General features: G+C 67.4%; 23 protein-coding genes. 12 read left to right on the forward strand and 11 right to left on the reverse strand.

From position 1 onward, the window contains the following. The first annotated feature begins 7 nt into the window (after nt 1-7). From ilvD to ETX26_RS04375, 4 genes are read left to right on the forward strand one after another with little or no spacing between them, the layout of a single operon-like run. Nucleotides 8-1,864, forward strand: a complete 1,857-nt coding sequence (ilvD, locus tag ETX26_RS04360; protein WP_129524146.1) for a dihydroxy-acid dehydratase — start codon at nt 8-10, stop codon at nt 1,862-1,864. Then, nucleotides 1,861-2,235: a hypothetical protein gene (locus ETX26_RS04365; protein ID WP_129523437.1), complete on the forward strand. Its 375-nt coding sequence runs from the start codon at nt 1,861-1,863 to the stop codon at nt 2,233-2,235. The genes ilvD and ETX26_RS04365 overlap by 4 nt, the downstream gene beginning before the upstream one ends. Beyond that, complete coding sequence (locus ETX26_RS04370; RefSeq protein WP_129523438.1) at nt 2,222-3,610, forward strand: NAD(P)H-hydrate dehydratase; 1,389 nt, start codon at nt 2,222-2,224, stop codon at nt 3,608-3,610. The genes ETX26_RS04365 and ETX26_RS04370 overlap by 14 nt, the downstream gene beginning before the upstream one ends. After that, a complete protein-coding gene (locus ETX26_RS04375) occupies nt 3,607-4,803 on the forward strand; it encodes a class I SAM-dependent RNA methyltransferase (protein WP_129523439.1) in 1,197 nt (398 codons plus the stop codon). Before ETX26_RS04370 ends, ETX26_RS04375 begins: the two co-directional genes overlap by 4 nt. On the opposite strand, the gene ETX26_RS04380 is transcribed toward ETX26_RS04375, so the two are convergent. Continuing rightward, nucleotides 4,800-5,339 (reverse strand): type 1 glutamine amidotransferase domain-containing protein, encoded by a 540-nt coding sequence (locus ETX26_RS04380; RefSeq protein WP_129523440.1) that lies wholly within the window; start codon nt 5,337-5,339, stop codon nt 4,800-4,802. The two genes, ETX26_RS04375 and ETX26_RS04380, sit on opposite strands and share 4 nt — an antisense overlap. A gap of 98 nt (nt 5,340-5,437) precedes the next feature. Between ETX26_RS04380 and parC the strand changes: the two genes are divergently transcribed. Continuing rightward, nucleotides 5,438-7,735, forward strand: a complete 2,298-nt coding sequence (gene parC, locus ETX26_RS04385; RefSeq protein WP_129523441.1) for a DNA topoisomerase IV subunit A — start codon at nt 5,438-5,440, stop codon at nt 7,733-7,735. 67 nt (nt 7,736-7,802) lie between these two features. On the opposite strand, the gene ETX26_RS04390 is transcribed toward parC, so the two are convergent. The 6 genes from ETX26_RS04390 to ETX26_RS04415 all read right to left on the reverse strand — a co-directional run bounded on the left by ETX26_RS04390 (nt 7,803) and on the right by ETX26_RS04415 (nt 12,749). Continuing rightward, the gene (locus tag ETX26_RS04390) at nt 7,803-8,348 is read right to left on the reverse strand and encodes a hypothetical protein (RefSeq protein WP_129523442.1); all 546 of its coding nucleotides are present in this window, start codon (nt 8,346-8,348) and stop codon (nt 7,803-7,805) included. Between the two features lie 265 nt (nt 8,349-8,613). Then, nucleotides 8,614-9,792, reverse strand: a complete 1,179-nt coding sequence (locus ETX26_RS04395; protein WP_129523443.1) for a CCA tRNA nucleotidyltransferase — start codon at nt 9,790-9,792, stop codon at nt 8,614-8,616. Next, complete coding sequence (locus ETX26_RS04400; protein ID WP_129523444.1) at nt 9,785-10,390, reverse strand: CoA pyrophosphatase; 606 nt, start codon at nt 10,388-10,390, stop codon at nt 9,785-9,787. Before ETX26_RS04400 ends, ETX26_RS04395 begins: the two co-directional genes overlap by 8 nt. Beyond that, on the reverse strand, nt 10,387-10,935 hold the full coding sequence (locus ETX26_RS04405) for a DUF1285 domain-containing protein (protein ID WP_129523445.1): 549 nt from the start codon (nt 10,933-10,935) through the stop codon (nt 10,387-10,389). Before ETX26_RS04405 ends, ETX26_RS04400 begins: the two co-directional genes overlap by 4 nt. 24 nt (nt 10,936-10,959) lie before the next feature. Continuing rightward, complete coding sequence (locus ETX26_RS04410) at nt 10,960-11,475, reverse strand: GNAT family N-acetyltransferase (RefSeq protein ID WP_129523446.1); 516 nt, start codon at nt 11,473-11,475, stop codon at nt 10,960-10,962. A gap of 77 nt (nt 11,476-11,552) precedes the next feature. Next, the gene (locus tag ETX26_RS04415; protein ID WP_129523447.1) at nt 11,553-12,749 is read right to left on the reverse strand and encodes a PQQ-dependent sugar dehydrogenase; all 1,197 of its coding nucleotides are present in this window, start codon (nt 12,747-12,749) and stop codon (nt 11,553-11,555) included. On the opposite strand from ETX26_RS04415, the gene ETX26_RS04420 reads away from it, so the two are divergent. The 3 genes from ETX26_RS04420 (at nt 12,748) to folP (ending at nt 15,931) form a co-directional block, all read left to right on the forward strand. Continuing rightward, nucleotides 12,748-13,371 carry a ribonuclease HII gene (locus tag ETX26_RS04420; RefSeq protein WP_129524147.1) on the forward strand — a complete coding sequence of 208 codons (624 nt, stop codon included), beginning with the start codon at nt 12,748-12,750 and terminating at the stop codon, nt 13,369-13,371. The genes ETX26_RS04415 and ETX26_RS04420 overlap by 2 nt on opposite strands. A 203-nt stretch (nt 13,372-13,574) precedes the next feature. After that, on the forward strand, nt 13,575-14,702 hold the full coding sequence (locus ETX26_RS04425) for a site-specific DNA-methyltransferase (protein WP_318531654.1): 1,128 nt from the start codon (nt 13,575-13,577) through the stop codon (nt 14,700-14,702). Between the two features lie 116 nt (nt 14,703-14,818). Further along, a complete protein-coding gene (gene folP, locus ETX26_RS04430; protein ID WP_129523448.1) occupies nt 14,819-15,931 on the forward strand; it encodes a dihydropteroate synthase in 1,113 nt (370 codons plus the stop codon). Here the strand turns inward: folP and ETX26_RS04435 are convergent. Continuing rightward, nucleotides 15,928-16,911: a sensor domain-containing diguanylate cyclase gene (locus ETX26_RS04435; protein ID WP_129523449.1), complete on the reverse strand. Its 984-nt coding sequence runs from the start codon at nt 16,909-16,911 to the stop codon at nt 15,928-15,930. The two genes, folP and ETX26_RS04435, sit on opposite strands and share 4 nt — an antisense overlap. Nucleotides 16,912-17,427: 516 nt before the next feature. Between ETX26_RS04435 and ETX26_RS04440 the strand changes: the two genes are divergently transcribed. The 3 genes from ETX26_RS04440 to ETX26_RS04450 are packed head-to-tail and all read left to right on the forward strand — an operon-like array spanning nt 17,428 to nt 21,736. Next, nucleotides 17,428-18,114: a response regulator transcription factor gene (locus tag ETX26_RS04440; protein ID WP_129523450.1), complete on the forward strand. Its 687-nt coding sequence runs from the start codon at nt 17,428-17,430 to the stop codon at nt 18,112-18,114. Nucleotides 18,115-18,125: 11 nt separating this feature from the next. Continuing rightward, the gene (locus ETX26_RS04445; protein WP_129523451.1) at nt 18,126-19,448 is read left to right on the forward strand and encodes a FecR domain-containing protein; all 1,323 of its coding nucleotides are present in this window, start codon (nt 18,126-18,128) and stop codon (nt 19,446-19,448) included. After that, on the forward strand, nt 19,445-21,736 hold the full coding sequence (locus tag ETX26_RS04450) for a CHASE2 domain-containing protein (RefSeq protein ID WP_129523452.1): 2,292 nt from the start codon (nt 19,445-19,447) through the stop codon (nt 21,734-21,736). The genes ETX26_RS04445 and ETX26_RS04450 overlap by 4 nt, the downstream gene beginning before the upstream one ends. Here ETX26_RS04450 and ETX26_RS04455 read toward each other — a convergent pair. From ETX26_RS04455 to purS, 3 genes are all read right to left on the reverse strand, one after another. Continuing rightward, entirely contained in the window at nt 21,711-22,199 is a 489-nt protein-coding gene (locus tag ETX26_RS04455) for a hypothetical protein (protein ID WP_129523453.1), read from the reverse strand. The two genes, ETX26_RS04450 and ETX26_RS04455, sit on opposite strands and share 26 nt — an antisense overlap. Before the next feature lie 197 nt (nt 22,200-22,396). Further along, nucleotides 22,397-23,074, reverse strand: a complete 678-nt coding sequence (gene purQ / locus ETX26_RS04460) for a phosphoribosylformylglycinamidine synthase subunit PurQ (RefSeq protein WP_129523454.1) — start codon at nt 23,072-23,074, stop codon at nt 22,397-22,399. After that, nucleotides 23,074-23,313, reverse strand: coding sequence for a phosphoribosylformylglycinamidine synthase subunit PurS (gene purS, locus ETX26_RS04465; RefSeq protein WP_129523455.1), 240 nt, complete (start codon nt 23,311-23,313; stop codon nt 23,074-23,076). The genes purQ and purS overlap by 1 nt, the downstream gene beginning before the upstream one ends. A 148-nt stretch (nt 23,314-23,461) precedes the next feature. Between purS and ETX26_RS04470 the strand changes: the two genes are divergently transcribed. Next, entirely contained in the window at nt 23,462-24,340 is an 879-nt protein-coding gene (locus ETX26_RS04470) for a diacylglycerol/lipid kinase family protein (protein WP_129523456.1), read from the forward strand. The last annotated feature ends 10 nt before the right edge of the window (nt 24,341-24,350 follow it).

The following is a 24,350-nucleotide window of genomic DNA, read 5'->3' on the forward strand; positions in this document are numbered from 1 at the left end:
ATTCGTCATGCCCGCCTACCGCTCCCGCACTTCGACCCACGGCCGCAACATGGCCGGCGCGCGCGGGCTGTGGCGCGCGACGGGAATGAAGGACGACGACTTCGGCAAGCCGATCGTCGCGGTGGTCAACTCGTTCACCCAGTTCGTGCCCGGCCACGTCCACCTCAAGGATCTCGGCCAGATGGTCGCGCGCGAGATCGAGGCCGCGGGCGGCGTGGCGAAGGAGTTCAACACGATCGCCGTCGACGACGGGATCGCGATGGGCCACGACGGCATGCTCTACTCGCTGCCGAGCCGCGACCTGATCGCCGACAGCGTCGAGTACATGGTCAACGCTCACTGCGCCGACGCGATGGTCTGCATCTCGAACTGCGACAAGATCACGCCCGGGATGCTGATGGCCGCGCTGCGGATCAATATCCCGGTCGTGTTCGTCTCGGGCGGCCCGATGGAGGCAGGCAAGGTCGTGGTGAAGGGCAAGGAAGTCGCGCTCGACCTGGTCGACGCGATGGTTGCCGCCGCCGACGAAAGCTACACGGACGAGGAAGTCGCCACGATCGAGCGTTCGGCATGCCCGACCTGCGGCTCGTGCTCGGGCATGTTCACCGCCAACTCGATGAACTGCCTGACCGAAGCGCTGGGCCTCTCGCTGCCGGGCAACGGATCGACGCTGGCGACCCATGCCGACCGCAAGGCGCTGTTCCTGCGCGCAGGGCGGCTGGTCGTCGAGCTCTGCCGCCGCTGGTACGAGGAGGACGACGCGAGCGTCCTGCCGCGCACGATCGCCGACAAGTCCGCGTTCCAGAATGCGATGAGCCTCGATATCGCGATGGGCGGGTCGACCAACACCGTGCTCCACCTGCTCGCCGCGGCGCACGAGGCGGGCGTCGACTTCACCATGGCCGATATCGACCGGCTCTCGCGCGGGGTGCCGTGCCTCAGCAAGGTCGCACCGGCCAAATCCGACGTCCACATGGAGGACGTTCACCGCGCCGGCGGCATCATGGCGATCCTCGGGGAGCTCGACCGCGCGGGGCTGCTCAACACCGCGGTTCCGACGGTCCATAGCCCCACGCTGGCCGATGCGCTGGATTCCTGGGACATTGCGCGCACCAACAGCCCGGCGGTGCAGGAATTCTTCCGCGCCGCGCCCGGCGGCGTGCCGACGCAGACCGCGTTCAGCCAGGATCGCCGGTGGAGCGAACTCGATCTCGACCGCCAGGGCGGCGTCATCCGTTCGGCCGAGCACGCCTTCAGCAAGGATGGCGGGCTTGCCGTGCTTTACGGCAACATCGCCGCTGACGGCTGCATCGTGAAAACCGCGGGGGTGGACGAGAGCATCCTGAGGTTCTCCGGTCCGGCCAAAGTCTACGAGAGTCAGGACGCGGCGGTAACGGGAATCCTGATGGACCAGGTCAAGGAAGGCGATGTAGTCGTGATCCGGTACGAAGGACCGCGCGGCGGGCCGGGCATGCAGGAAATGCTCTATCCGACGAGCTATCTCAAATCGAAAGGCCTAGGGAAGGCCTGTGCGCTGCTGACCGACGGGCGCTTCTCCGGCGGCACCTCGGGCCTCTCGATCGGCCATGTTTCGCCCGAGGCGGCCGAGGGCGGGGAGATCGGCCTGGTTCGGGACGACGACACGATCGTGATCGACATTCCCGGACGAACGATCCATCTCGACGTCACCGATGACGAACTCGCGCGGCGGCGCGCGGAGATGGACGCGAAGGGGGATGCGGCATGGCAACCGATGGAGAAGCGCAAGCGGCAGGTCTCGACCGCACTCAGGGCCTATGCCGCGATGACCACCAGCGCCGCGCGCGGCGCGGTGCGCGACGTCTCGCAGCTGGAGCGCAAGTGACGCGCGTCTCCACCGCCATCGCAGGGGCGCTGGCGCTCGCCGCCTGCTCCTCGGGCGATGCTGCGGTGCAGGCGCAGGCGGAGGAAGGTGCGCAGCGGATCGAATGCGCGATCGGGCCGGGCGCCGAATTCGGGGCCGACTGCCTGGTGGAACGCGGCGAAGCGGACGGCGTGGCCGTGCTCACCGTCCGCCACCCCGACGGCGGCTTTCGCCGCTTCGAGCAAATGCCAGATGGACGCGGGCTCGCAGCGTTCGACGGGGCGGATCCGGTGGAACAGGAACTGACGGGCGAACTGCTGGAAGTCAGCGTGGCGGGCGACCGCTACCGCTTCCCCGCACGCCCGCAGCAAGGCAGCGATGCGGGGGAGTGATTCGGTTCTCACGGTCGCCGAAATGCGGGCGGCCGAGCAGGCGCTGATCGACGGCGGAACCAGTGTCGATGAACTGATGCAGCGCGCCGGCCGCGGCGCCGCGGAATGGGTCTGGCGCATCGCGTCGGGACGGCCGGTGACGGTGCTCTGCGGGCCCGGCAACAACGGCGGCGACGGTTACGTGATCGCGCAGGTTTTGCACGAGCGCGGACTCGACGTGGTTGTCGTCGCGCCGATCGAACCGAGGACCGATGCGGCGAGGAACGCGCGCGGGCTTTATCGCGGCGGTATGGCGACATCGGGCGAGGGACGGCGCGGCGCCGTGCTGGTCGATTGCCTGTTCGGCAGCGGGCTGACGCGGCCGCTGTCGGACGATCTGCTTGCCTTGCTGGGCGGCCTCGCGGCGAGCCACGGCCAGGCGGTCGCGGTCGATCTGCCGAGCGGCGTCGAGAGCGACAGCGGGGCGCAGCTCAACGACGGACTGCCGCGCTACGACCTGACGCTCGCGCTCGGCGCATGGAAGTTCGCGCACTGGACGATGCCCTCTTCCGCCGCGATGGGCGCGCGGCGGCTGATCGACATCGGCATCGGCGATATCGGGGCCGCGGCATCGCTGTCCGCGCGCCCGCGCTTCGAACCGCCCGCGCCTGATGCGCACAAGTACCGCCGCGGGCTGCTCGCGGTGGTCGGCGGAGCGATGCCCGGCGCCGCGCTGCTCGCGGCACAGGCGGCGATGCGCGCAGGGGCGGGGAACGTCAGGCTGCTCGCCGACCATTCGCATCCGGCCACGCCCGCGGCGCTGGTGGTCAGCGACGCGCGCCTCGACGAGGCGCTCGGCGACGAGCGGATCGGCGCCGTGCTCGCAGGGCCAGGCCTGGGGCGCGACGACGCCGCGAAAGCCCGGCTCGCAGCCGCGCTGGCGCGTGGCGGGCCGCTGGTTCTCGATGCCGAAGCGCTGGGGCTGCTCGAGCGCCAGGTCTTTACCCGCGAGACACTGGCCACGCCGCACGAGGGCGAGCTTGCGAAGCTATGCGAGACCTACGGGATTTCCGCCCAGGGAAAGCGCGCGCAGGCCCGGGCGTTGGCCGAGGCGAGCGGACTGACGGTGCTCGCCAAAGGGCCCGACACCGTGCTCTGCGCTCCTGACGGACGAGTGCGTCTGTTCGCTCCGGGCCCGAGCTGGCTTTCGGCAGCGGGCACCGGCGACGTGCTCGCGGGAATCGCTGCGAGCCGCATGGCCACCGGGCTCCCGGCGTTCGAAGCCGCGGAGCAGGCCGTCTGGCTCCAGCACGAGGCCGCGCGGATCGCCGGTGCGGCGTTCATCGCGGACGAACTGGCGCACGCCGTCAAACCCGCCTACGCGCGCTTCCTGTGACCGAAGCATCCGAGATCGTCCGCATCGCCGCCAAGGGCGATGGCGTCACCGCCGATGGGCGGCACGCGCCCTATGCCGCGCCCGGCGACGTGCTCCTGCCCGACGGATCGCTAGCGCCTGGCCTGCACCATGCGGTTCCGCCCTGCCGCCATTTCGGCACTTGCGGCGGATGCCAGCTCCAGCATTGCGACGAGCCATCGATCGCACGCTATGTCGGCGAGCGGGTCGCCTTCGCCGCGCAGTCGCAGGGCGTGGCGATCGGCGAATTGCTCGCGCCCCATCTCTCGCCGCCGCGCAGCCGCCGCCGGTGCACGCTGCACGCGCTCTCCGCCGGGGGAAAGCCGGTGATCGGCTTCCGCGAGGCGGGCTCGCACCGCGTCGTCGACATGCGCGAGTGCCATATCCTGCGGCCGGAGCTGTTCGCGCTCGTGCCCGCGCTTCGCGCGCTGCTTGCGCGCCGCAAGGGGCGCTTCTCGGTCGATATCGAGCTGGCGCTGACGGACCAGGGCGTGGACTGTGCGATCGCGAACCTGCCTGTCGAGGGCCTCGAGGAAACCGAAGCGCTGCTCGCTTTCGCGCAGGAGAACCGGCTCGCGCGGCTCACGCTGGATCAGGGCTATGGCCCCGAGCCGGTGTGGGAGCCGGAGCCGGTGACGGTCTCGCTTTCGGGCATTCCGGTGGGCTTCCCCAGCGGCAGCTTCCTCCAGGCCACCGCTGATGGCGAAGCGGCGCTTGCCGGTGCCGTGCGCGAATGGCTCGTCGGTGCCGGCGTGGTCGCCGACCTGTTCGCGGGCCTCGGCACGTTCTCGTTCCCGCTGGCCGAAACCGCGAAAGTGCTGGCGGTCGAGGCCGCGCGCGACGCCCATCTCGCGTGCAAGTCGGCCGCGGGCAGATCGGGAAGGGCGGTCCACGCCATGCACCGCGACCTGTTCCGCAATCCCCTTCAGCCCGAAGAACTCGGCCGCTTCGACGCCGTCCTGCTCGACCCGCCCCGTGCCGGCGCGCGAGAGCAGGTCGCGCGCCTCGCCGAAAGCGCCGTGCCGCGGATCGCGTACGTAAGCTGCAACCCCTCGAGCTGGGCCCGCGATGCGGCGCGGCTCGTCGAAGCCGGCTACCGGCTGGAGCGTGTTCGCCCGGTGGGCCAGTTCGTCTGGTCGACCCACATCGAGCTGGCGAGCCTGTTTGTCCGCTAAGCGGCGTCCCGCCGATCGGACTGCAGACGCTCGATCAGAGCCTCGGAGAAGGCGGGAATGTCGTCGGGGCGGCGGCTCGTGATGAGATTGCCATCGGTCACCACCTCGCGATCGACGACCTCCGCGCCCGCGTTCTTGAGGTCGGTCCGGATCGACGGCCAGCTCGTCACGGTTTTACCCTCGACAATGCCGGCCTCGGCGAGCAGCCACGGCGCGTGGCAGATCGCGGCGATCGGCTTGCCGGCGGCGTCGAACTCGCGCACGATCGAGACCGCCTTCTCATTCATTCGCAGGATGTCGGGGTTGATCTGCCCGCCGGGGAGCAGCAGCGCGTCATAGTCGCCGACGCCGACTTCGCCGACGGTGAGGTCCACTTTGACGCTTTCGCCCCAGTCCTTCTCCTTCCAGCCGCGGATTTCACCGTCTTCGAGGCTTGCGACGACGGTTTCGATTCCGGCCTGCTGGAGGTTCTCGCGCGGGTCCATCAGCTCGGATTGTTCGAAGCCGTCCGTGGCGAGGATGAGAACGCGTTTCATGGTGATCTCCTTTCCGCTTGATGTGTCGCCGCAACGTGTGGGGAAACCGCACCGTTCCGCTCTGTTAGCCGGGGCGTGGCGCTGCTAGGGCGAGGAGCATGGCGACCCTGCAAGACGAAAAAGATCCCTTCGACGCGATCGTCGATGCGCCGTTCGATTCCGCGCTGGAAGAGCGTTATCTGGTCTATGCGCTCTCGACGATCACCGCACGCTCGCTGCCCGATCTGCGCGACGGGCTGAAGCCGGTCCACCGCCGGCTGCTGTGGGCGATGCGGCAGCTCAAGCTCGACCCGTCCTCCGCCTTCAAGAAGTCCGCCCGCGTGGTCGGCGACGTGATCGGCAAGTATCACCCGCATGGCGACGCGAGCGTCTACGACGCGATGGTGCGCCTCGCGCAGGACTTTGCGCTGCGCTATCCGCTGGTTGAGGGGCAGGGGAACTTCGGCAATATCGACGGCGATAATGCCGCGGCCTACCGCTACACCGAGGCGCGGCTGACCAAGACCGCCCTGCGCCTGATGGAAGGGCTCGACGAGGGCACGGTCGAGTTCATACCGACCTACAATGGCGAGGAGCAGGAGCCGGAGATCTTCCCGGGGCTGTTCCCCAACCTGCTCGCCAACGGCGCCAGCGGCATCGCCGTCGGCATGGCGACCAACATCCCGAGCCACAACGTCGCCGAGGTGATCGACGCGACGCTGGAGCTGATCGACAATCCACATGTCGAGCACGCGCGGCTGATGGAGCTGTTCCAGGGGCCGGACTTCGCCACCGGCGGGCTGATCGTCGACAGTCCGGAGATGATCTCCCAGGCCTACGAGACCGGGCGCGGCAGCTTTCGCGTCCGGGCGCGCTTCCACGCGGCGGAGGCGGAGAAGGCGGAGGATCGCGACGCGGGGATCGAGCGGCTGGGCGGCGGCCAGTGGCAGCTCGTCGTCAGCGAAATCCCTTACCAGGTGCAGAAGGGCAAGCTGATCGAGCAGATCGCGCAGCTCATCGCCGACAAGAAGCTGCCGATCCTCGAGGACATTCGCGACGAGAGCGACGAGAAGATCCGCCTCGTGCTGGTCCCGCGCAGCCGCAATGTCGATCCGGAGCTGCTCAAGGAATCGCTCTACAAGCTGAGCGATCTCGAGACCCGCTTCGGTCTCAACATGAACGTGCTCGACGCGCACCGCACGCCGATGGTCATGGGCTTGAAGGAGCTGCTGACGCACTGGACCGCGAGCCAGATCGACATCCTCCAGCGCCGCAGCCGCCACCGGCTCGAACAGATCGCCCGGCGATTGGAGCTGGTCGAGGGCTACATCATCGCCTTCCTCAACCTCGATCGGGTGATCGAGATCATCCGCACCGAGGACGAGCCCAAGCCGGTGATGATGGCGGAGTTCAATCTCACCGACCGCCAGGCCGAGGCGATCCTCAACATGCGGCTGCGCAGCTTGCGCAAGCTGGAGGAGATGCAGCTGCGGCAGGAGAAGGATGCGCTGCTGAAGGAGCAGGACGAGCTCACTAAGCTGCTCGACAGCCCCGCGCGGCAGCGAACGCGGCTCAAGCGGGACCTCAATGCCTTGCGCAAGGAATATGGCGAGGACACCGCGCTCGGCCGCCGCCGCACGACCGTGGCCGAGGCCGCGCCCGCGGTCGAATTCAGCATGGACGCGATGATCGAGAAGGAGCCGGTGACGGTGATCCTGTCGCAGAAGGGCTGGGTCCGCGGCGCCAAGGGACACGTCGATCTCGCGGGCGAGTTCAAGTTCAAGGAGGGCGACGGGCCCGCCTTCGCGGTCCACGCGCAGACGACCGACAAGCTCCTCGTCGTGGCGGACGACGGACGCATCTACACGCTCGGCGCCGACAAGCTCCCCGGCGCGCGCGGTTTCGGCGAACCGATCCGCAACATGCTCGACATCGATCCGGAGGCGCAGGTCGTCGGCCTGATCGTTCACAAGCCCAAGGGGCAACTCCTGCTCGCCGCGACGACGGGCAAGGGTTTCGCCGCGGCGACCGACGAGATTCTCGCCGAGACGCGCAAAGGGCGGCAGGTCGTCAATCTCAAGGCCGGGGCGAAGCTGCGCGTCGTGCGCGAGATCGCCGAAGCGCACGATCACGTCGCCGTCGTGGGCGACAATCGCAAGCTGGTGGTCTTCAACCTAGAGGAACTGCCGATGCTCGCGCGCGGTCAGGGTGTTACTCTGCAGCGTTATCGCGATGGTGGGCTTTCCGACGCGATAACCTTCACCCTTGCCGACGGTCTGAGCTGGACGATGGGCGGTGAGACCGGCCGCACCCGGACCGAAGGCGAGATCTGGCAGTGGAAGGTCGCGCGCGGCGCGGCAGGCCGCCTGCCGCCGCAGGGTTTCCCGAAGGACAATCGTTTCGAGAACGGGCGTTGAAACGGAAAGAGCCGGGCGTGGACATTCTCCACACCCGGCTCTTTCCGCGGTAACATCAGGTCGAGGCTTACTGGCTGGCCCCCGCCGAAGAATCCGATCCGCCCGCTGCAGCTGTCTGCGCCGCGACGGCCTCGTCGATCTGCGCGGCCGTGAACAGCGCCATGAGCTGCCCGTTCTGGTTGACGGCAAAGTGCTCACGCAGGAGATTCACATCTCCCTCGCTGCGCGCGACGATCACGTTGTCGCCCTCGATGCTCTCGACGATGCCGAGCGGCTGATTGTCCGCCGTGACGACGGTGGCCGTCTCGATCAGCGCCGCATCGCGCTTGGCATTGGCCGCGGCGACCTGCTCGTCGAGCATCGCGTTGAGCTGGGCCTTGGTGACGGTGATGGTCGGACCCTGTTCACCCTCGCCAAAGGCGTTGGCAGGCAGCGGCGCCTTGTGCTTGCCGGTATCGACGGTGACGACGCCATCGGCGACGCTTTCGATGGTCCCGACCGCGTTGCCTTCGGGGCCGTAGACGGTGGCGCCGGCGGTGACGCCCTGGGCGTAGGCCGCTGTCGCGATCCCGGCGGCAGCGATGGCTGTGATGGCCATTTTCGAGAACTTCATAATTCCACTCCGTTATAATTCGTATCAAACGCAAAGCTGTACGACGCGAGACCCGCACGAGTACCAGCCAGATTGGATCACGGGTGCACCCTTCAGAAGGTCTGAAAGCCCTTCGGCGCCTTGCGCCCCGCTACAAGAGCAGGAACCCGCATGCCCGATAAATCGGGCGGAAGGTCCACCGCGAGCGAGGCACGCGATGGCATGTCCTGCCTGACGGCTATGAACACGTGCTACCATTTCCACATTAAAGTGCGATGAAGCAACCTCAGAGCTCTCGAAGCACCTCATCCACGATACGGTTCACCCTGTCGCGCGTGGGAAACCCTTCGTCGATCCATTGAGATTCGACCTTCCGCAGCACGCGCGCCACCTCAGGCCCTGCGGCAACACCTCGGGCCACGATCTCGCCGCCCCTGAGCGGAAGTTGAGGAACATCCCAGTCGATCAGCGGTGCGACGTTGCCGCCGGTGAGCAGCAGCCTGTCGATCGCGCTGTCGATGCCTTCGCGATAAGCGAGCGCACGCGGCTGCAAGGCATCGTCTGCCCGGCGCGCCGCGGCTCGGGTGACCCGTTCTCGCTGGGCCTTGGAAAGCCGCAGCCGCGCGGCGACGGCTTCTGCGACCGGCGAAAGCGCGGGCAGGAGAGCGGCCAGGCGCCGGATCGGGTTTGGGGGGATGCCCGCCGCGTCTTCATTGGCGATCAGGCGGCGGAGTGCCTCGACACCGGTCGTGCCGACTTCGGGCAGCACGACGGGCAGCACACCCAGCGCCAGCATTCGTGCGACCGTGTCCGCTGGATCGGGGAGGCCGAGCAGGTTGAGCAGTTCGCCCGCGACCCGCTCCCGCGAAAGGCCCTTGAGCGTCGCGGCGAGCGCGGCGCAGGCTTCCTCCGCCTCGGCATCGAGCTCGGCGCCGAAGCGCGCCTGGAAGCGGAAATAGCGCAGGATGCGGAGGTGGTCCTCGTGAATGCGCTGGCGCGCCTCGCCGATGAACCGCACGCGCTGGGCGGCCAGATCGGCGAGCCCGCCGAACCAGTCGAAGATCTCGAGTGTGTCGGGTGCGGCGTAGAGCGCGTTGATCGTGAAATCGCGGCGGGCGGCGTCTTCGCGCCAATCCCGTGCGAAGGCGACTGTCGCGCGGCGCCCGTCGGTCGAGACGTCGCGGCGGAGCGTGGTGATTTCCACCGGCCCGCCGGGCAGGACCGCGGTGACGGTGCCGTGGTCGATCCCGGTCGGGACCGTCCTGATCCCGGCCGTTCGCAGCCGGTCGATCACGGTCGCCGGCTCGAGCGGGGTGGCAGCGTCGACATCGCGCACCTCGTGCCCGAGCAGCGCGTCGCGCACCGCGCCCCCGACCCAGCGAACGTTGTCCGCGCCCATGGCTGCGACTAGCGCGGCAAGATCCGGGCGTTGCGTCCATTCCGCGGGGGGCAGGCGCTCAGCCATCGAACAACGCCTTGTATTCGAGGCGGCGGGCGAGATTGGCGATGATCGCCGCGGTCACCCCCCAGATACGGAAGCCCTCGTAATGATACTCTAGGTAGCGCCGGGTCGCCCCGCGCCAGAAGACCTCGTGCTCGGTCCAGTTTTCTCGGTCGAGCAGCAGGTCGAGCGGCGCCTCGAACCATGCCTCGACCTCGCCCGGGTTGGCGACGAGCGGCAGATCGGGGGGAATGACGCCGAGCACCGGCGTCACGTCGAATCCGGTGCCCGTCTGGTAGCGGTCGGTCCTGCCGATCACGCGCACGTCGCCCGGGCGCATGGAGAGCTCCTCCTCCGCTTCGCGCAGGGCGGCCTCGACCGCCGTTTCGCCCGGGTCGATCTTGCCGCCGGGAAAGGCAACTTGCCCAGGATGATCGCGCATGCCGTGCGGGCGCTGCGTCAGGATCACGCCGGGTGAGGGGCGGTCGGTCACCGCGATCAGCACCGCCGCGTCCGCCGTACGGCTGGCGTCGGCAAAGCGCTCGTCGGTCAGCAGGTCGGGAATGTCCGCGCGGTGCCCCTGTTCGAACAGGGCTTCGAGGCGGTCGAAAAGCGAGCTCATTGCGGCAAGAGAGGGAAGGTCTCGCCCCGGCTCGTCACCGTCCGTCCGTCGCCTTCGGCCAGTGCGATCTCGGCGAGTTGCTGCCAGGTGCTGCGGTTCAGCCGCGCCTCGCACCCGCGCCGTACGCCGAGATAGATCGCGGGCGTTTCGATCTGGTCGCCGGCACGTAGCGGGTTGTCCCGCCCGGCGACGATCAGTTCGTCGGTGTTGAGGCGGAAGGCGAGATCGCCATCGCGCCGTACCACGTCGGTTGCGATGAAGGCCGCATCCTCGACCTCGATCGATAGCTTCTCGAACGGGGTGACGAGCCAGTGCCGTCCATTGTCGTCGCGCGTGAGCAGTCCGGAGAAGGCGCGCACCATTGCCTGGCGGGTTATGGGGCCGCCGTCGTGATACCAGGTGCCGTCTGCCGCGATCCGCATGCGGCTGTCGCCCGAGCTCTCCGGACGCCATTCCTCGACCGGTGGCAGTTTGCGCGCCGCGACCTGCTCGGCGATTTGGTCGAGCGTCAGTCCGGCAAGTTCGGGGGGCGGTTGGTATGGCATCGGCAGTGCGATGCCACGGCGCGATCAATTCGCCAAGGTCTCGGGCCAGGGGCCCAACATGCCTTCTGCCGGGAGTACCGCCGGATTGTCGCACCGGACCAGCAGGCGCGCGGGATCGTAGGGGCCGGGACAGTGCCAGCCGCCGGTCGGCGCAGCGGTGAAGCCGAAGAAGCGGCCATAGTATTCCGGATCGCCGATCATCACCTGCGGCAGGGCACCGGGTTCGAGGGCCCCCAGGACGGCAAGCATCAGCGCCTTGCCGAAACCTTCGTTCTGCCGTTCGGGCACGACCGCGACGGGGCCGACCATGATCATCGGATGCGCCCGGCCCTCCGGGTCGGTCAGTGCAACCGGCCAGAGCTGGATCGTTCCGACCAGATAGTCGTCATCCGCCAGGGCGAAACTGAGGGCGGGCAGCCAGTCGGTGCCCTCGCGGATGCGGTAGGCGGTGCGGGCATGGCGGTCCGGCCCGAACGCGCGGTCGAGCAGCGCCTCGATCAGCGTGGCCTCTACGTTGGCAAGGGGGACGATCGTCGCCATAGGCGCGCGCCGTTAGGGGCGGCGCGCGCCGCTGTCGATCAAATTCGCCTTCGCGGGCGTCGCGTGCAGCTTTGCGTCTAGCGAGGCGTCAACTTGATGAGACGCCCGCCTTCGCGATCCTCGAGTATCCAGAGGGCGCCGTCGGGCCCTTCGAGGATGTCGCGCACACGCTTTTCGAATGGGTACCGGCCAGCCTCCGTCGCCTTCTGGCCCTCGATCGAGACGCGCACGATCGCGGTCGGCTTCATTGCACCGATGATGGCTTGGCCCTTCCACTCGGGCCAGAGCTTGCCGGAGTAGAACACGAAGTCGCCCGGCGCGATGACCGGATCCCAACTGAGCGCCGGCGCGTGGAATTCGGGGCGGGTGCTGTGGTCGGGAATCGGGTCGCCGCCGTAGTGAACGCCGTCCGACACGACCGGCCAGCCGTAGTTCTCGCCGCGCACGACGAGGTTGAGCTCGTCGCCGCCGGCCGGTCCGTGCTCGAGGTCCCACAGCCGACCTTCCGCATCGAACTGCAGACCGAGAATGTTGCGGTGGCCGTACGACCAGATCTCGTCGGAGGGGCTGCCGCGTTCCGCGAAGGGATTGCCGGGCGCCGGCTCGCCGTCGAGCGTCAGCCGCAGAACGCTGCCGAGGTTGTTCGACAGATCCTGCGCCGGCTCCATCTTCTGCCGGTCGCCCGAGGCGAGGAAGAGGTATTGCCCGTCGGGCGAGAAGGCGATGCGGTGCGAATAGTGGCCGCGGCCGGTGACTTTCGGCTGCTGGCGCCAGATCACCGAAAGGCCCTCGACGGCGCAGGCATCGGCCTGCTCGCAGACGAGCGTGCCCCTGCCGAGCGCTGCCCCGCGCGTATCGCCTTCGCCCGCCTCGGCCCAGGTGAGATAGATCGTCCGGCGATCGAGCGTCTCCGAACTTTCGGAGGGAAGGAACGCCACGTCGCCGAGGCCGCCCTGGCCGCCATAGTCGACCTCCGGCATTCCGGTGACGGTGCCGGTTCGCCCGGTCCCGGTGTCGACGAACTTCATCGTCCCGGCCTTTTCGGTGATGAACAGAACGCTGGTGCCCGGCGCGAATGCGGCGGCCCAGGGTTCGTCGAAGGTGCCGAGGGACACCGCCCTGAATTCCTCCGCAGGGGTAACGGTCACGTCCTCGCCGACCGGTGTCGCGGCAGCATCGGGCGCAGGGCTATCCCCAGCGGGTTCCGCGCTGCAGCTTGCGGAGAAGAGCGCACACGGCGATATGACCGCGGCGAGAATCGCAGATTTCGTCATGTTCAGTGGAACTCCTCATCACGCGTTTGGGTCTGCCCCGCTCATCGTCGGCGTCGACGAGGCAGGGCGAGGACCTTTGGCCGGCCCGGTTGTGGCCGCTGCCGTGGCGCTGTGCAAGCCGCGACCGGCGGGGCTCGACGATTCCAAGAAGCTTTGCGCCAACTCGCGGGGCCGGCTCGATGTCACGATTCGTCGCCGCTGCGCGTGGGGCATCGGCGTTGTCGAAGTCGAAGATATCGACCGGCTCAACATCTTCGGGGCGACGATGCTCGCGATGACCCTGGCGGTGGCACGGCTGGCGGAGGTGCTTGCGTGCGATCCCGACGAGGTGCTGGTCGACGGTAACCTCACCCCCCACGGTCGCCGGCCGGAATGGCGCTGGGCGGCGCGGCCGATCGTGGGCGGCGATGCCAAGGAGCCGGCGATCTCCGCCGCGTCGATCGTCGCCAAGGAATGGCGCGACCGCATGATGATCGAGGCCGCCCGCAAACATCCCCATTACGGGTGGGAGCGCAACAAGGGCTACGGCACGCCCGACCATGTCGAGGCGCTGCGCAATCACGGCCCAACCCCGCTCCATCGCCGCAGCTTCGCGCCGGTCGCGCAGATGGAACTGTTCTGACGAGCGAGTCCTTCCGGCAACACCCGCAGCATGTCGAGTCCATCTGAATTGTACAGACTCAACATCTTGTGGCGGACTCTTTTCGTTCCTCCGCAGGTTACCGGGCGTTAATCATACCGGGCGCAAATTCCTCGCTTGACGCGGAGTCCGCTTGGACTCACCCTGTGGATAACTACGGAAACGGGGGATTTGCTTTGAGCGTTCTGGAGATCACGAAGACGCGCCCGCCGCGTCTGGCCGAAGCAGTCGCGCCGCCGCGCGCGCTTCCGCTGGGGCAGATTCTCGGCGGCGACTGCGTAGAGGCGATGCGCTCGCTGCCCGATGCCAGCGTGGATCTCGTCTTCGCCGATCCGCCCTATAATCTCCAGCTCGGCGGCGACCTCAACCGGCCCGACGGCAGCCATGTGGACGCGGTGACCGACGAGTGGGACCGGTTCGACAGCTTCAAGGCGTACGACGATTTCACCCGTGCCTGGTTGGCCGAGGCGAAGCGTATCCTCAAGCCCGACGGCGCGCTGTGGGTGATCGGCAGCTATCACAATATCTTCCGCGTCGGCGCGATCCTGCAGGATCTCGGCTTCTGGATCCTCAACGACGTGGTCTGGCGCAAGGCGAACCCGATGCCCAACTTCAAGGGCACGCGCTTCACCAACGCGCATGAGACGCTGATCTGGGCGAGCCAGGGCGAGAAGGCGAAGTACCACTTCAACTATCGCGCGATGAAGACGCTCAACGACGAGCTCCAGATGCGCAGCGACTGGGTCCTGCCGATCTGCGGCGGCCAGGAACGCCTCAAGGAAGACGGGCACAAGGTCCACCCGACGCAGAAGCCCGAAGCGCTGCTCTACCGCGTGCTGCTGGCCACGACGGAGCGCGGCGACGTCGTGCTCGACCCGTTCTTCGGCACCGGCACCACCGGCGCGGTCGCCAAGCGGCTGGGGCGCCAATGGATCGGCTGCGAGCGCGAGGGTCTCTATCGCGAAGCCGCGCTCAAGCGGATCGAAAAGGAGCTGCCGCTCGACGAAAGCGCCCTCGCCACCATGCAGAGCCGCAAGAGCGCGCCGAAGGTCGCCTTCGGGGCGCTGGTCGAGAATGGAATGATCCAGCCCGGCACGGAGATCTTCGACAAGAAGCGCCGCTGGGTCGCGACGGTGCGGGCCGACGGCTCGCTCGCCTATGGTAAGCAGACCGGCTCGATCCACGGGCTCGGCAAGGAACTGCAAGGCGCGCCGAGCTGCAACGGCTGGACCTTCTGGCACTACGAGAGCGGTGGCGAGGTGAAACCGATTGACGCGGCGCGGCAGCTCTATCTGCTGGCGACGGAGGACTGATCCTGCGGATCACGAATTGATTTTATCGTGAGTCCCCGCGAAGGCGGGGACCTCAGGCGGCGCGGTGCAACGTGGCCCGAGATCCCCGCCTTCGCAGGGATACGCAGGGGAGTCGAATGCCCGACCAGATCTACCTCCGCCCGATCGGCCTCGCCCCCAGTCCGCAGAGCGAGGAGGGCGATTGCATCCGGCTCGCCGGCGGGTTGACCCATGCGCACCGTTTCGCCGCGATCCTGCGGCGGGACGGCGAGGTGATCGAGCGCTGGCGCTTCACCCCGGCAACGGTGGACGAGATGCTTGGGCGGCTGCCCGACGGGTTCGGCGCCGACGCCGAGGCGCAATGGGCGAACCTGCGCATGGCGCATCCACCGATCGAAATGGGCGCGCGAACGGTGCGTCTGGACCAGCCGCAGATCATGGGTATCCTGAACGTCACGCCCGACAGCTTCTCCGACGGCGGCAAGTTCCTCGACGACCCGGAAGAGGGGCGTGCCCATGCAGCCGCGATGCTGGAGGCGGGTGCCGCGATCGTCGACGTGGGTGGCGAGAGCACGCGGCCCGGCGCGCCGGCGGTCTGGGAGGGAGACGAACTGGCGCGCGTGATCCCCGCCATCGAGTACTGCGCGGGAATGGGCGCGGCGATCAGCGTGGATACCCGCCGCCCCGCAGTGATGGACGCCGCGCTCCACGCCGGCGCACATATGGTCAATGATGTTTCGGCGCTGCGCCACGACCCGCGCAGTCTGGAACTTGTCGCAGCGCGGGCTTGCCCCGTCGTGCTCGTGCATGCGCCGGGAAAGGGCGACGACCTCCACGGCGGTGCGGACTACGAGAGTGTCGTGTTCGACGTGTTCGACTGGCTGCGAGAGAGGCGCGACGCGGCCGTCGAGGCGGGTGTGCCGCGGGGCCGGATCGTGCTCGATCCGGGCATCGGCTTCGGAAAGAGCCTGGGCGAAAACCTGGCGCTCCTCAACGCGCTGCCGCTGTTTCATGCGCTCGGGCAGCCCCTGCTGCTGGGTGCGAGCCGCAAGCGGATGATCGGCGCACTCAGCAATGAGGCGCCCGCTCACGAGCGCCGGGGCGGCAGTATCGCGCTGGCGATTGCGGGAATGAACGCCGGCGTCCAGCTTCTGCGCGTTCATGACGTCGCTGAAACCGTCCAGGCCCGCAACGTCTGGCGCGGCCTGCGCGACGCCGCGCTGACCGACTTTTCGGATCTTCCGGCCTAGAGGCGCCAGCCGAAGGAGCGCACGCGATTGCGTCCGTCCGCCTTCGCGCAATAGAGCGCATCGTCGGCCGCGCTCAGGATGCCCTCGCGATACCAGTCGGTCGGGAGATCGGTGATCGCCGGTCCGAGGGATGCCGCGCCCACGCTTACGGTAACGACTTCGTACAAGCTGAAACCGTGAGCGATCTCCAGGGCTTCGACCTCGGCTCGAAAGCGCTCGGCGATCGACGTGGCATCTGCGCGGCTGATACCGGGCAGCACCGCGACGAACTCCTCACCGCCGTAGCGCGCCGCTTCCCCTCCCGCCGATTCGATACAGGTCCGAAGACATTTCGCGATACGGCGGATGCAATGGTCACCGGCGAGATGGCCGTACTCGTCGTTGTAGCTCTTGAACCAGTCAATGTCGGCCATGAGCACCGAAAGCGGCTCCCGCATGCGCGAGGCGGACTTCGTCTTCTGCCGCAATGCGAGGTCCAGGCCGCGGCGATTCATCAGTTGCGTCAGGTGATCGCAGCGCGTTCGCGCGGCCAGCCGCCGTGCCGCCGCCCTCAGTTGCCGCGTCGCGCGATGCCGCCTCGTGATGTCGGTCGCAGCGACAATCATCCCTTCGACCTGACCGGCCGTGGTGAGAGGATTGACGGAGAGTTGATAGTGCCTGCCGGCGTGACCTATCTCGCATTCCAGGGTCGGACGGCCTCTGTCCAGCAATTCCATGGCGTGCCTTGCGAGGACGGCGGTGTGCGGCAGCAGTTCCGCCAGGCTGCCGCCAATAAGCGCTGGGCGCGACAGGCGCAGTGCACCGGCAGCCGCATCGTTCGCGAAGACGAGTCTCAGGTCGCGATCCAGGAGCAGGATCGGTACCGGACCGCGGGAAACCGCCCGCAGCAAATCACCCTCGTCAACTTCCCGCGATCGTGCCCGCAGGCACAACGGCGGACTGGCGCGCGGCACGCTAAGGAGATCAACTGCGAAGTTCATGCGGCGCCGATACTGGTTTCAACTGGTCGAGGAGCAGCCTGCCTTGATACCTCCGCGCGTCTGATGTCACGTCAAAAAGTGTAAAATTCGCGCGAAGATCATTAGGTTAATGCACTGATAACCATCATTTTATTCCGACTGATCTTGTGATCGATCGAGCATGGCTGGTTCGCGCTGGACCCGCGCCTTCGCGCGTTGTCGAGGCGCAATATGCGCGCTAGGTCACGAGGGATAGCCGGCCGGTTGCCAATAGGCCATGAGCGCAACGGAAGCGGGCGCGATCGGAAGTCGGGGACGAACGATGAATGGAGCGATAGCGCATATCCGCCAGGCAAGATGGACGCTCCGGCGGCTGTCTTGAAATTGTAAACGAGTGTGAAATCAGTGCCTCAACTCTTGGAAAACGCACGAACGCGATGTCCTGAAGGCGCAAATTCGGGCACGGAGGCGCACACCGCATTTCGTGCGAACCTGACGCTTGCTCCAAGCGTTCCACCGTGGGCAAACTGGAAAGCGATGCGCATAGCGATCCTTGAAGACGACCCCACCGTTGCGGTCCAGTTGAGCGAGACGCTCTCGACAGCTGGTCACCACTGCTTCGCGTTCGAGAGCGGCAGGCAGTTGATGAAGTTCCTTCGCAGCGAGACGGCCGACGTGGTCCTGCTGGACTGGAATATTCCGGACGCCTCGGGCCTCGAGGTCGCCCGATGGATGAACAAGACGCTCGAGCCACCGCCGCCGATTGTGATGATCACGGTGCGTTCGGTCGAAGAAGACATCCTCGCCGCGTTCCGGGTCGGCATCGATGACTACGTGACCAAACCCGTGCAGCCGGCTGTTCTGCTCGCCAGGATCGAGGCGGTCGCGCGGCGTGCCTATCCGGAGCCGCCGAAGAACAGGTCCGAGCAATTCGGTCGCTATCGCTTCGATACCCAGTTGAAGCAGATCCGCCTCGATGGCGAAGCGATACCGGTCACCCGAAAGGAGTTCGCGCTTGCGCTTCTCCTCTTCCACAACCTCAACCGCAGCCTCTCACGTTCGTATATCTTCGAAGCCGTCTGGGGAGGGAACCCCGACATCCAGACGCGAACCGTGGATACGCACATCTCCAAGGTGCGAGCCAAGCTAAAGCTTCGGGCTGAGCACGGTTTTCGGGTTGTTCCGCTATACGGCTACGGGTACCGGCTAGAACCGACCGGGTAGGTTGGGGGCACATGCGCTGGCGAATTCTTCTTTTGCTGCTGTTTGCATTCTCGCTGCAGCCCATCGCAGCGAGCGCCGAGCCGCCGAAGCAGGCGGATTTCGTCCACTACAGGATGCGCGCCGGCGACAACCTGTATGTTCTCGCCGAGCGCCATTTTCGTCGAGTCGGCGATTTCGCGGTCGTCCAGCGCCTGAACGGCATTCGCGACCCGCGGCGAATCCCTGTCGGACGTACCCTGCGCATTCCCAAGCGCCTGCTCAGGTACGAGCCTGTCGCCGCCCGGATCGTCTCGTTTCGGGGGGCCGTTAGCCTGCGGCGGAAAGGGCGCGATCTGCCGGTGTCTGCGGGGATGACGGTGCGCGAAGGGGATGAACTGACGACGGGCGCAAATTCGTTCGTATCCATGAGCCTTGCCGACCGCTCCACAGTCGCGTTGCCATCGCAAAGCGCAGTGCAGGTCAGCCGGATGCGCAAGGTGTCGCTCACCGGCGCAGTCGAACGGCTCTTCTCGGTTCGGCAGGGCCGGGCGAAGGCCGTGGTCACCCCGCTGGGCGAGGCCGACGACTTCCGTATCTCGACTCCAATCAGCGTCTCGGCGGTACGGGGCACCGAATTTCGGGTGCGCTATGACGCCGACCAGCAGCGGGCGATGACCGAGACGCTCGCGGGCGAAGTCCGAATGTCCGGAGCGGAGGAGACAAGCCGCGATCTCACGGCCGGCTTCGGCGCCGTCGCTTCGGAAACCGAGGTGAGCGTGCCGCTCTCGTTGCTCGGCGCGCCGCGTCTCGCAACGCCGGGAGAAGTCCAGGACGAGCGCGAGCTCGCGTTCGAACTGGTCCCGCTGTCCGGCGCCCGGGCCTATCACGTTCAGGTCGCGAGCGATGCCGGCTTCCTCGACGTGGTGGCCGAAGCCACATCACCGGATACCGAAGTGCGGCTCCCAGCCGTCGGCGACGGAACCTGGTTTGTACGGATCTCCGCCTTCGACCATCAGGGCCTGGAAGGCATGTACGAGACTTACGGCTTCCAACGGCGGCTGAACGATATCGCGGGCTCGGTCGAGGTGTCGCGTGGGGGCGATTATCGGCAGCACCTCTTCCGCTGGGAGACGATGGGCGAAGGGGAACGGCAATACCGGTTCCAGCTTTCGCGGCACGCGGACGGGCGCGATCCGATGGTGGACGAGCTCGGCCTTACCGAGCAGCATTTTGTCATCACCGACCTGCCCCCCGGCACGTACTACTGGCGCGTCCTGGCGCTCCAGTTCGTGGATGGCGAGGCGTATGAGAAGTGGTCCCGGGTCGAGCGACTGATCATCAGCGCCGATCGATGAACCAGCAGAACGGGAAGCGGCGACTGGCGACCGAGTGGTGGCTGGTTGCGCTCCTGTCCTCGGCGCTGGCGCTGTTCCTCGTCCACGATCGTGCGACACAGCGGCTCGACACGCTGCTGTACGACCTGCTTCTGCAATTCGACCGCAGCGATCCCGATCCGCGCATTCTGATCGTCGGAATCGATGATCACGGCATGCGCGAAGCGGGCGCCTGGCCGTGGCCGCGCGACCTGCAGGCGGCGCTGATCGACAGGCTTGCTGAAGCGGATCCTGCGGCGATTGCCTATGACGTACTGCTGCTCGATTCCAAGCCGGGCGACGCCGAACTGGGCCGGGCCATCGCCGGTCCCGCAAAGGTCTTCGTCCCGCTCCTGATGCGAGCCCCGGGTACGAACGGCGCGCCGTTCGACATCGTCCTACCGGTTCCTGAGGTAGGTCAGGCGGCGGATGGGATAGGCCACGTCAATCTCCTCGTCGATCCCGATGGGAAGGTGAGGAGAGTGCGTCTGCTCGCGGGGGACGAGCGCGGCCGCTGGCCGCACCTGATGGCGTTGATGCATGACGCGGCCGATCCCTCGGTCCCCCTCGAGGGACGGGCGGGAGAGCCTCTCCTGATCCCATTCGCCGGCTCCGCCGGTCACTTTCCCACGATCGGTGCATCGTCGGTCCTGCGCGGCGAAGTGCCGGCAGAGCTGCTACGCAATCGCCTGATCCTCGTCGGCGCCACTGCCGAAGGGCTCGGCGACCGCTATGCAACAGGCGGCGGAAACCCCGGCGGCGTTCTGCCCGGAATCGAAATCCAGGCACACCTGCTCAACGGTCTCCTGTCGGACAAGATGATAGAGGAGGCGGGGTTCTGGCCCCACGCCGCCCTGGCTCTCCTGCCTCTCTGGTTCCTCCTGTTCGCGCTGCGAGTGCTGCAGCCGTCGGCGATCTTCGTGCTGATCGCCGGGCTCGTCATCCTCCTGCTGGCTACGGCTGCGGTGGCTCTGCTGGCGCTGCGCTTCTGGGTGACGCCCGTGCCGGGGCTTGCCGCGCTCGCGATCGTCTACCCGTTGTGGGGCTGGCGGCGGTTGGCAGCCGCGAACAGCTACATGATCGGGGAACTCGAGCGCTTCCGGGCAGAACCGGATGTGCTTGCACCGGCATCGCCCCTGCCGTCGGCGCCGGATCCGGTCGCGCGGCAAATGGCGCTTCTGGCCGATGCCATTGGCCAGAGTCGCGACCTGCGTCACTTCGTGACCGAGAGCCTCCGCCAGTTGCCCGACGGCCTCTTCGTTGCGGATCGAAAGGGCAAGGTAATCCTCGCCAACACCGAGGCCGAGGCGCTGGTGGAGGAGTTGCAGCTTCCCTGCGCCGAGCAGACTCTTCCCGCGTTGTACGCCCGCTTGCAGCCGATCCCTGCGGCCGAGGGCCGGCCGGGCGGCGGAGAGAGTGAGCTGCCGCCATGGCCGCCATCGGAAGGAACGGGCCGCTATCGCGCCCGCCTGGCGAGCGGCCGCTGCTTCGAAATACGCGTGGGGCCGCGCCGATCGGCGCAAGGTGAGCTGCTCGGCTGGATCGTGCGAACGACCGACATAACGACCTTGTGGGAGACTCAGCGCCAGCGAGAAGACATGCTGCAGTTTCTTTCGCACGACATGCGCTCGCCCCAGGCGTCCATCCTCGCGCTTCTCGACAAGGCCGAGGGGCACGGGATCGATCCGGCCATCGCCGAACGAATCGAGGGCCATGCACGGCGAACTATCGCGCTGGCGGAAGGCTTCGTTCAGCTCGCACGCGCTGAATCGCTTCCTTACGAACCGGAGCCCGTCAACGCCGCCGACATGCTCGTCGACGCGCTCGACCAGTTGTGGCCGCGCATAGCAGCCAAGGATCTGAAAGTTGCGTTGACGGGGGAGGACGCCTGCCTCTTCGTCGCGGGCGAACGCTCGCTCCTGACACGGGCCGTGGTCAATCTGATCGACAACGCGGTGTATCACAGTTCGCCCGGTGGGCGCCTCGACTGCTCGATCGACCTGCGCGAGGAGCAGGGCGGCCGGACCGTGATCTGCCGGATTGCCGACGAAGGCCCCGGGATTCCGCCCGACCATCTCGCCGCTCTGTTCGAACGGTTCCGGCAAGCGCCGGGAAAGGGGCGAGGCGACGGCGTCGGCCTCGGCCTGGCGCAGGTCCATACCGTGGCGGGCCGCCATGGCGGGTGGGTTCGTTGCGAAAGTCAGCCGGGGCGGGGCGCGACTTTCCTGCTTGGACTCCCGCTGCTCAGCGAGTTGTCGAGCGATCCGTAGAGTCGCGAGGAATGAGCATCCCGGCCACGAGCCGCTCGAGGTCTTCCGACGCTTCCTTGTGCCGGCCAGCCCTGACTTCGACGACCGAGCGGTAAACCTCCCGGCCCGTCGTCCTCTCCGTGAGGCTTACGGTTACGCCGTGCACGGTCCGCCGGGTGCCGAGCGACGGGCTGCGGAGCCATTGCTGGCGCTCGGAGTGGGGCACCAGCGCTCCCACCGTTGCCGGGCGCTCCGACGCGCCGATCTGTACCAGATAATCGGGCGTGTTGGACTGCTCCAGCCCCAACTCGGCCAGCTGCTTGGCAATCGGGCTTCGCAGGTGCGGAAGGCCCTCTTCCCCGAGGAAGCGATAAGTGCCAGCCTGGGGCAGGACACCGTGCGACGTCACGACCGGCTCGTGCGTTGCGCAGCCCGCCGATCCGAAGATAGCGAGAACGGCGGCGAGCTTCAGGATGGTGTGCATGGCAAGACAATAGCCGCACGCGACGCCCGCGTCAGCCGGTAAGGTCGTTGACGACGCCGAATCCTCCTCGCCGGAGCAAGTTCCGGCTTTGCAGCAGGATTCGGGGCGGCAGACCGGGCCTCGCCGCTTTGACGGCCGCTTGCGGCTACTCGCAGGCGTCGGATGGGGCGACAAAGGCCCGCTCAGGGCGGGGCGCGCTAGGCGGCAATCAGGCTCTCCACGGCGTTTTGGAACAGTGCACGCCCGTCACTTCCGCCGTGGTCGGCTTCGATCGCGCGCTCGGGGTGCGGCATCATGCCGAGCACATTGCCCGCCGTGTTCAGAATGCCGGCAATGTCGCGCCGCGAACCGTTGCAGGCGTCGAGATAGCGGAACGCGACGCGGCCTTCGCCCTCCAGCCGGTCGAGTGTCTCTTCGTCGGCGAAGTAATTGCCGTCATGATGCGCGACGGGCAGCATGACCTGCTGTCCCTGCTCATAACCGCCGGTGAAAAGTGACTGGCTGTTTTCCACCCGCAGCGGAACGGTCCGGCAGGTGAAGGTGAGTTGCGCATTGCGCATCAGCGCGCCGGGAAGGAGCCCGCTTTCGGTCAGGACCTGAAAGCCATTGCAGACGCCGAGCACCGGTACGCCGCGCCCGGCAGCCTCGACCACCGCGCGCATGATCGGGCTACGGCTCGCGATCGCTCCACAGCGCAAGTAGTCGCCGTAAGAAAAGCCGCCGGGGACGCCGACGAAGTCGAGCCGCTCCGGCAGATCGGCATCGCCATGCCACACGCGCAAGGCAGGCGTGCCGGAAACCTTCTCGAGCGCGACGGCCATGTCCCGGTCGCAATTGGATCCGGGAAAGGTGATGACGGCGCCGCGGAAGGCCATCACGCGGCCTCCGCCGTTTCGACGCGGAAGTTCTCGATCACCGTGTTGGCGAGCAGCTTACGGCACATCTCCTCGAGCTGGGCCTCGCTCGTGCCATCGGCGACGTCGAGTTCGATCAGGCGACCCACACGCACATCCTCGACCCCGGTAAAGCCAAGGCCTTCGAGGGCGTGGTGGACCGCGCGGCCCTGCGGGTCGAGCACGCCGGGCTTGAGACTGACATGGATGCGGACTTTCATGGGGTGGCGCGCCTTTCGCTAGGAGTGCTCATCGACTCGCCCGCAGCCTATGGCTTGCTGCGCGCCCCAGGGCAAGCGGGCTACCGAACGTCCGGACCGTCGAAAAGCTTGGGCATTTGGCAATGTCGCAGTGCTAAAGGCGGGCGCGATGAAGATGGACCTTGTCTACAACCCGGCCGCGGGCAACTTCCGCCGGGCGCGGCTCGATGCATTGATCGCCGCCTTCTCCGCCCGAGGCGTTGCCGTGACGCCGGTGGCGAGTCGCGTCGACGGCGCCTGGCTCTCCGGCGAGGCGGACATCGTCTGCGTTCATGGAGGGGACGGGACTCTGCGCGATACGGTGCGGGCGCTGGGCGAGCTTGCAGCGCACGTGCCGCTAGCGATCGCCCCGGCCGGCACGATCAACCTGGTGGCGCGGGAGCTGGGCTATGCGCGGAACCCGGAACGCCTCGCTGCGCAGGTCGCTGCCGGCTGGGAGCGGGGCGCCGGAACATGGGTTCGCGCACCGCTCTACCGCCTGGGAGAGATGCCGATCGTCGCCTGCCTCAGCATCGGGCCGGACAGTCACGCGGTCGCGCAGGTCTCCGGCGGCCTCAAGAAGCGGCTCGGACGCTATGCCTATGTCGTCGCGATCATGCGTCAGCTCCGGCGCTGGCCGCGGGAGACGATGGCGATCAGCGGCGAACTCGCCGATGGAACGCCTTTCTCCTGCCAGGCCGAAGCCGCGATCGCCTCGCACGGCGCGCTCTACGCCGGTCCGTTCCGGCTCAGCCCGCGCGCAGCGCTGGTGGCGGATTCGGTGGAACTGATCACGCTGCGCCGCTCGACCCGGCTGGGCACGCTGGCGCTTTCCGGCGCGGCGATGCTGCGCCTCCCTCTCGACCGTCTTGGTCTCGCCGAAATTCGCACCGTGCGCCGTGTCGTGTTCGACCGCTGCGTCAGCCCGGTGCAGGTCGATGGCGACCACATTCCGGACTGCGCCTATGCGATCGGACCGAGCGGAACGACGCTGCAGTACGTGATCTGACCCTTTCTCG

Source organism: Pelagerythrobacter rhizovicinus, assembly GCF_004135625.1.
GTDB classification, from domain to species: domain Bacteria; phylum Pseudomonadota; class Alphaproteobacteria; order Sphingomonadales; family Sphingomonadaceae; genus Pelagerythrobacter; species Pelagerythrobacter rhizovicinus.

Bases quoted from the DNA above. Each gene is read 5' to 3' on its own strand.
- ilvD (WP_129524146.1), top strand. From the start codon at position 8: ATGCCCGCCTACCGCTCCCGCACTTCGACCCACGGCCGCAACATGGCC.
- ETX26_RS04370 (WP_129523438.1), top strand. From the start codon at position 2,222: ATGCGGGGGAGTGATTCGGTTCTCACGGTCGCCGAAATGCGGGCGGCC.
- ETX26_RS04380 (WP_129523440.1), bottom strand. From the start codon at position 5,339: ATGAAACGCGTTCTCATCCTCGCCACGGACGGCTTCGAACAATCCGAG.
- parC (WP_129523441.1), top strand. From the start codon at position 5,438: ATGGCGACCCTGCAAGACGAAAAAGATCCCTTCGACGCGATCGTCGAT.
- ETX26_RS04390 (WP_129523442.1), bottom strand. From the start codon at position 8,348: ATGAAGTTCTCGAAAATGGCCATCACAGCCATCGCTGCCGCCGGGATC.
- ETX26_RS04395 (WP_129523443.1), bottom strand. From the start codon at position 9,792: ATGGCTGAGCGCCTGCCCCCCGCGGAATGGACGCAACGCCCGGATCTT.
- ETX26_RS04400 (WP_129523444.1), bottom strand. From the start codon at position 10,390: ATGAGCTCGCTTTTCGACCGCCTCGAAGCCCTGTTCGAACAGGGGCAC.
- ETX26_RS04405 (WP_129523445.1), bottom strand. From the start codon at position 10,935: ATGCCATACCAACCGCCCCCCGAACTTGCCGGACTGACGCTCGACCAA.
- ETX26_RS04410 (WP_129523446.1), bottom strand. From the start codon at position 11,475: ATGGCGACGATCGTCCCCCTTGCCAACGTAGAGGCCACGCTGATCGAG.
- ETX26_RS04420 (WP_129524147.1), top strand. From the start codon at position 12,748: ATGTTCAGTGGAACTCCTCATCACGCGTTTGGGTCTGCCCCGCTCATC.
- ETX26_RS04415 (WP_129523447.1), bottom strand. From the start codon at position 12,749: ATGACGAAATCTGCGATTCTCGCCGCGGTCATATCGCCGTGTGCGCTC.
- folP (WP_129523448.1), top strand. From the start codon at position 14,819: ATGCCCGACCAGATCTACCTCCGCCCGATCGGCCTCGCCCCCAGTCCG.
- ETX26_RS04435 (WP_129523449.1), bottom strand. From the start codon at position 16,911: ATGAACTTCGCAGTTGATCTCCTTAGCGTGCCGCGCGCCAGTCCGCCG.
- ETX26_RS04440 (WP_129523450.1), top strand. From the start codon at position 17,428: ATGCGCATAGCGATCCTTGAAGACGACCCCACCGTTGCGGTCCAGTTG.
- ETX26_RS04445 (WP_129523451.1), top strand. From the start codon at position 18,126: ATGCGCTGGCGAATTCTTCTTTTGCTGCTGTTTGCATTCTCGCTGCAG.
- ETX26_RS04450 (WP_129523452.1), top strand. From the start codon at position 19,445: ATGAACCAGCAGAACGGGAAGCGGCGACTGGCGACCGAGTGGTGGCTG.
- ETX26_RS04455 (WP_129523453.1), bottom strand. From the start codon at position 22,199: ATGCACACCATCCTGAAGCTCGCCGCCGTTCTCGCTATCTTCGGATCG.
- purQ (WP_129523454.1), bottom strand. From the start codon at position 23,074: ATGGCCTTCCGCGGCGCCGTCATCACCTTTCCCGGATCCAATTGCGAC.
- purS (WP_129523455.1), bottom strand. From the start codon at position 23,313: ATGAAAGTCCGCATCCATGTCAGTCTCAAGCCCGGCGTGCTCGACCCG.
- ETX26_RS04470 (WP_129523456.1), top strand. From the start codon at position 23,462: ATGAAGATGGACCTTGTCTACAACCCGGCCGCGGGCAACTTCCGCCGG.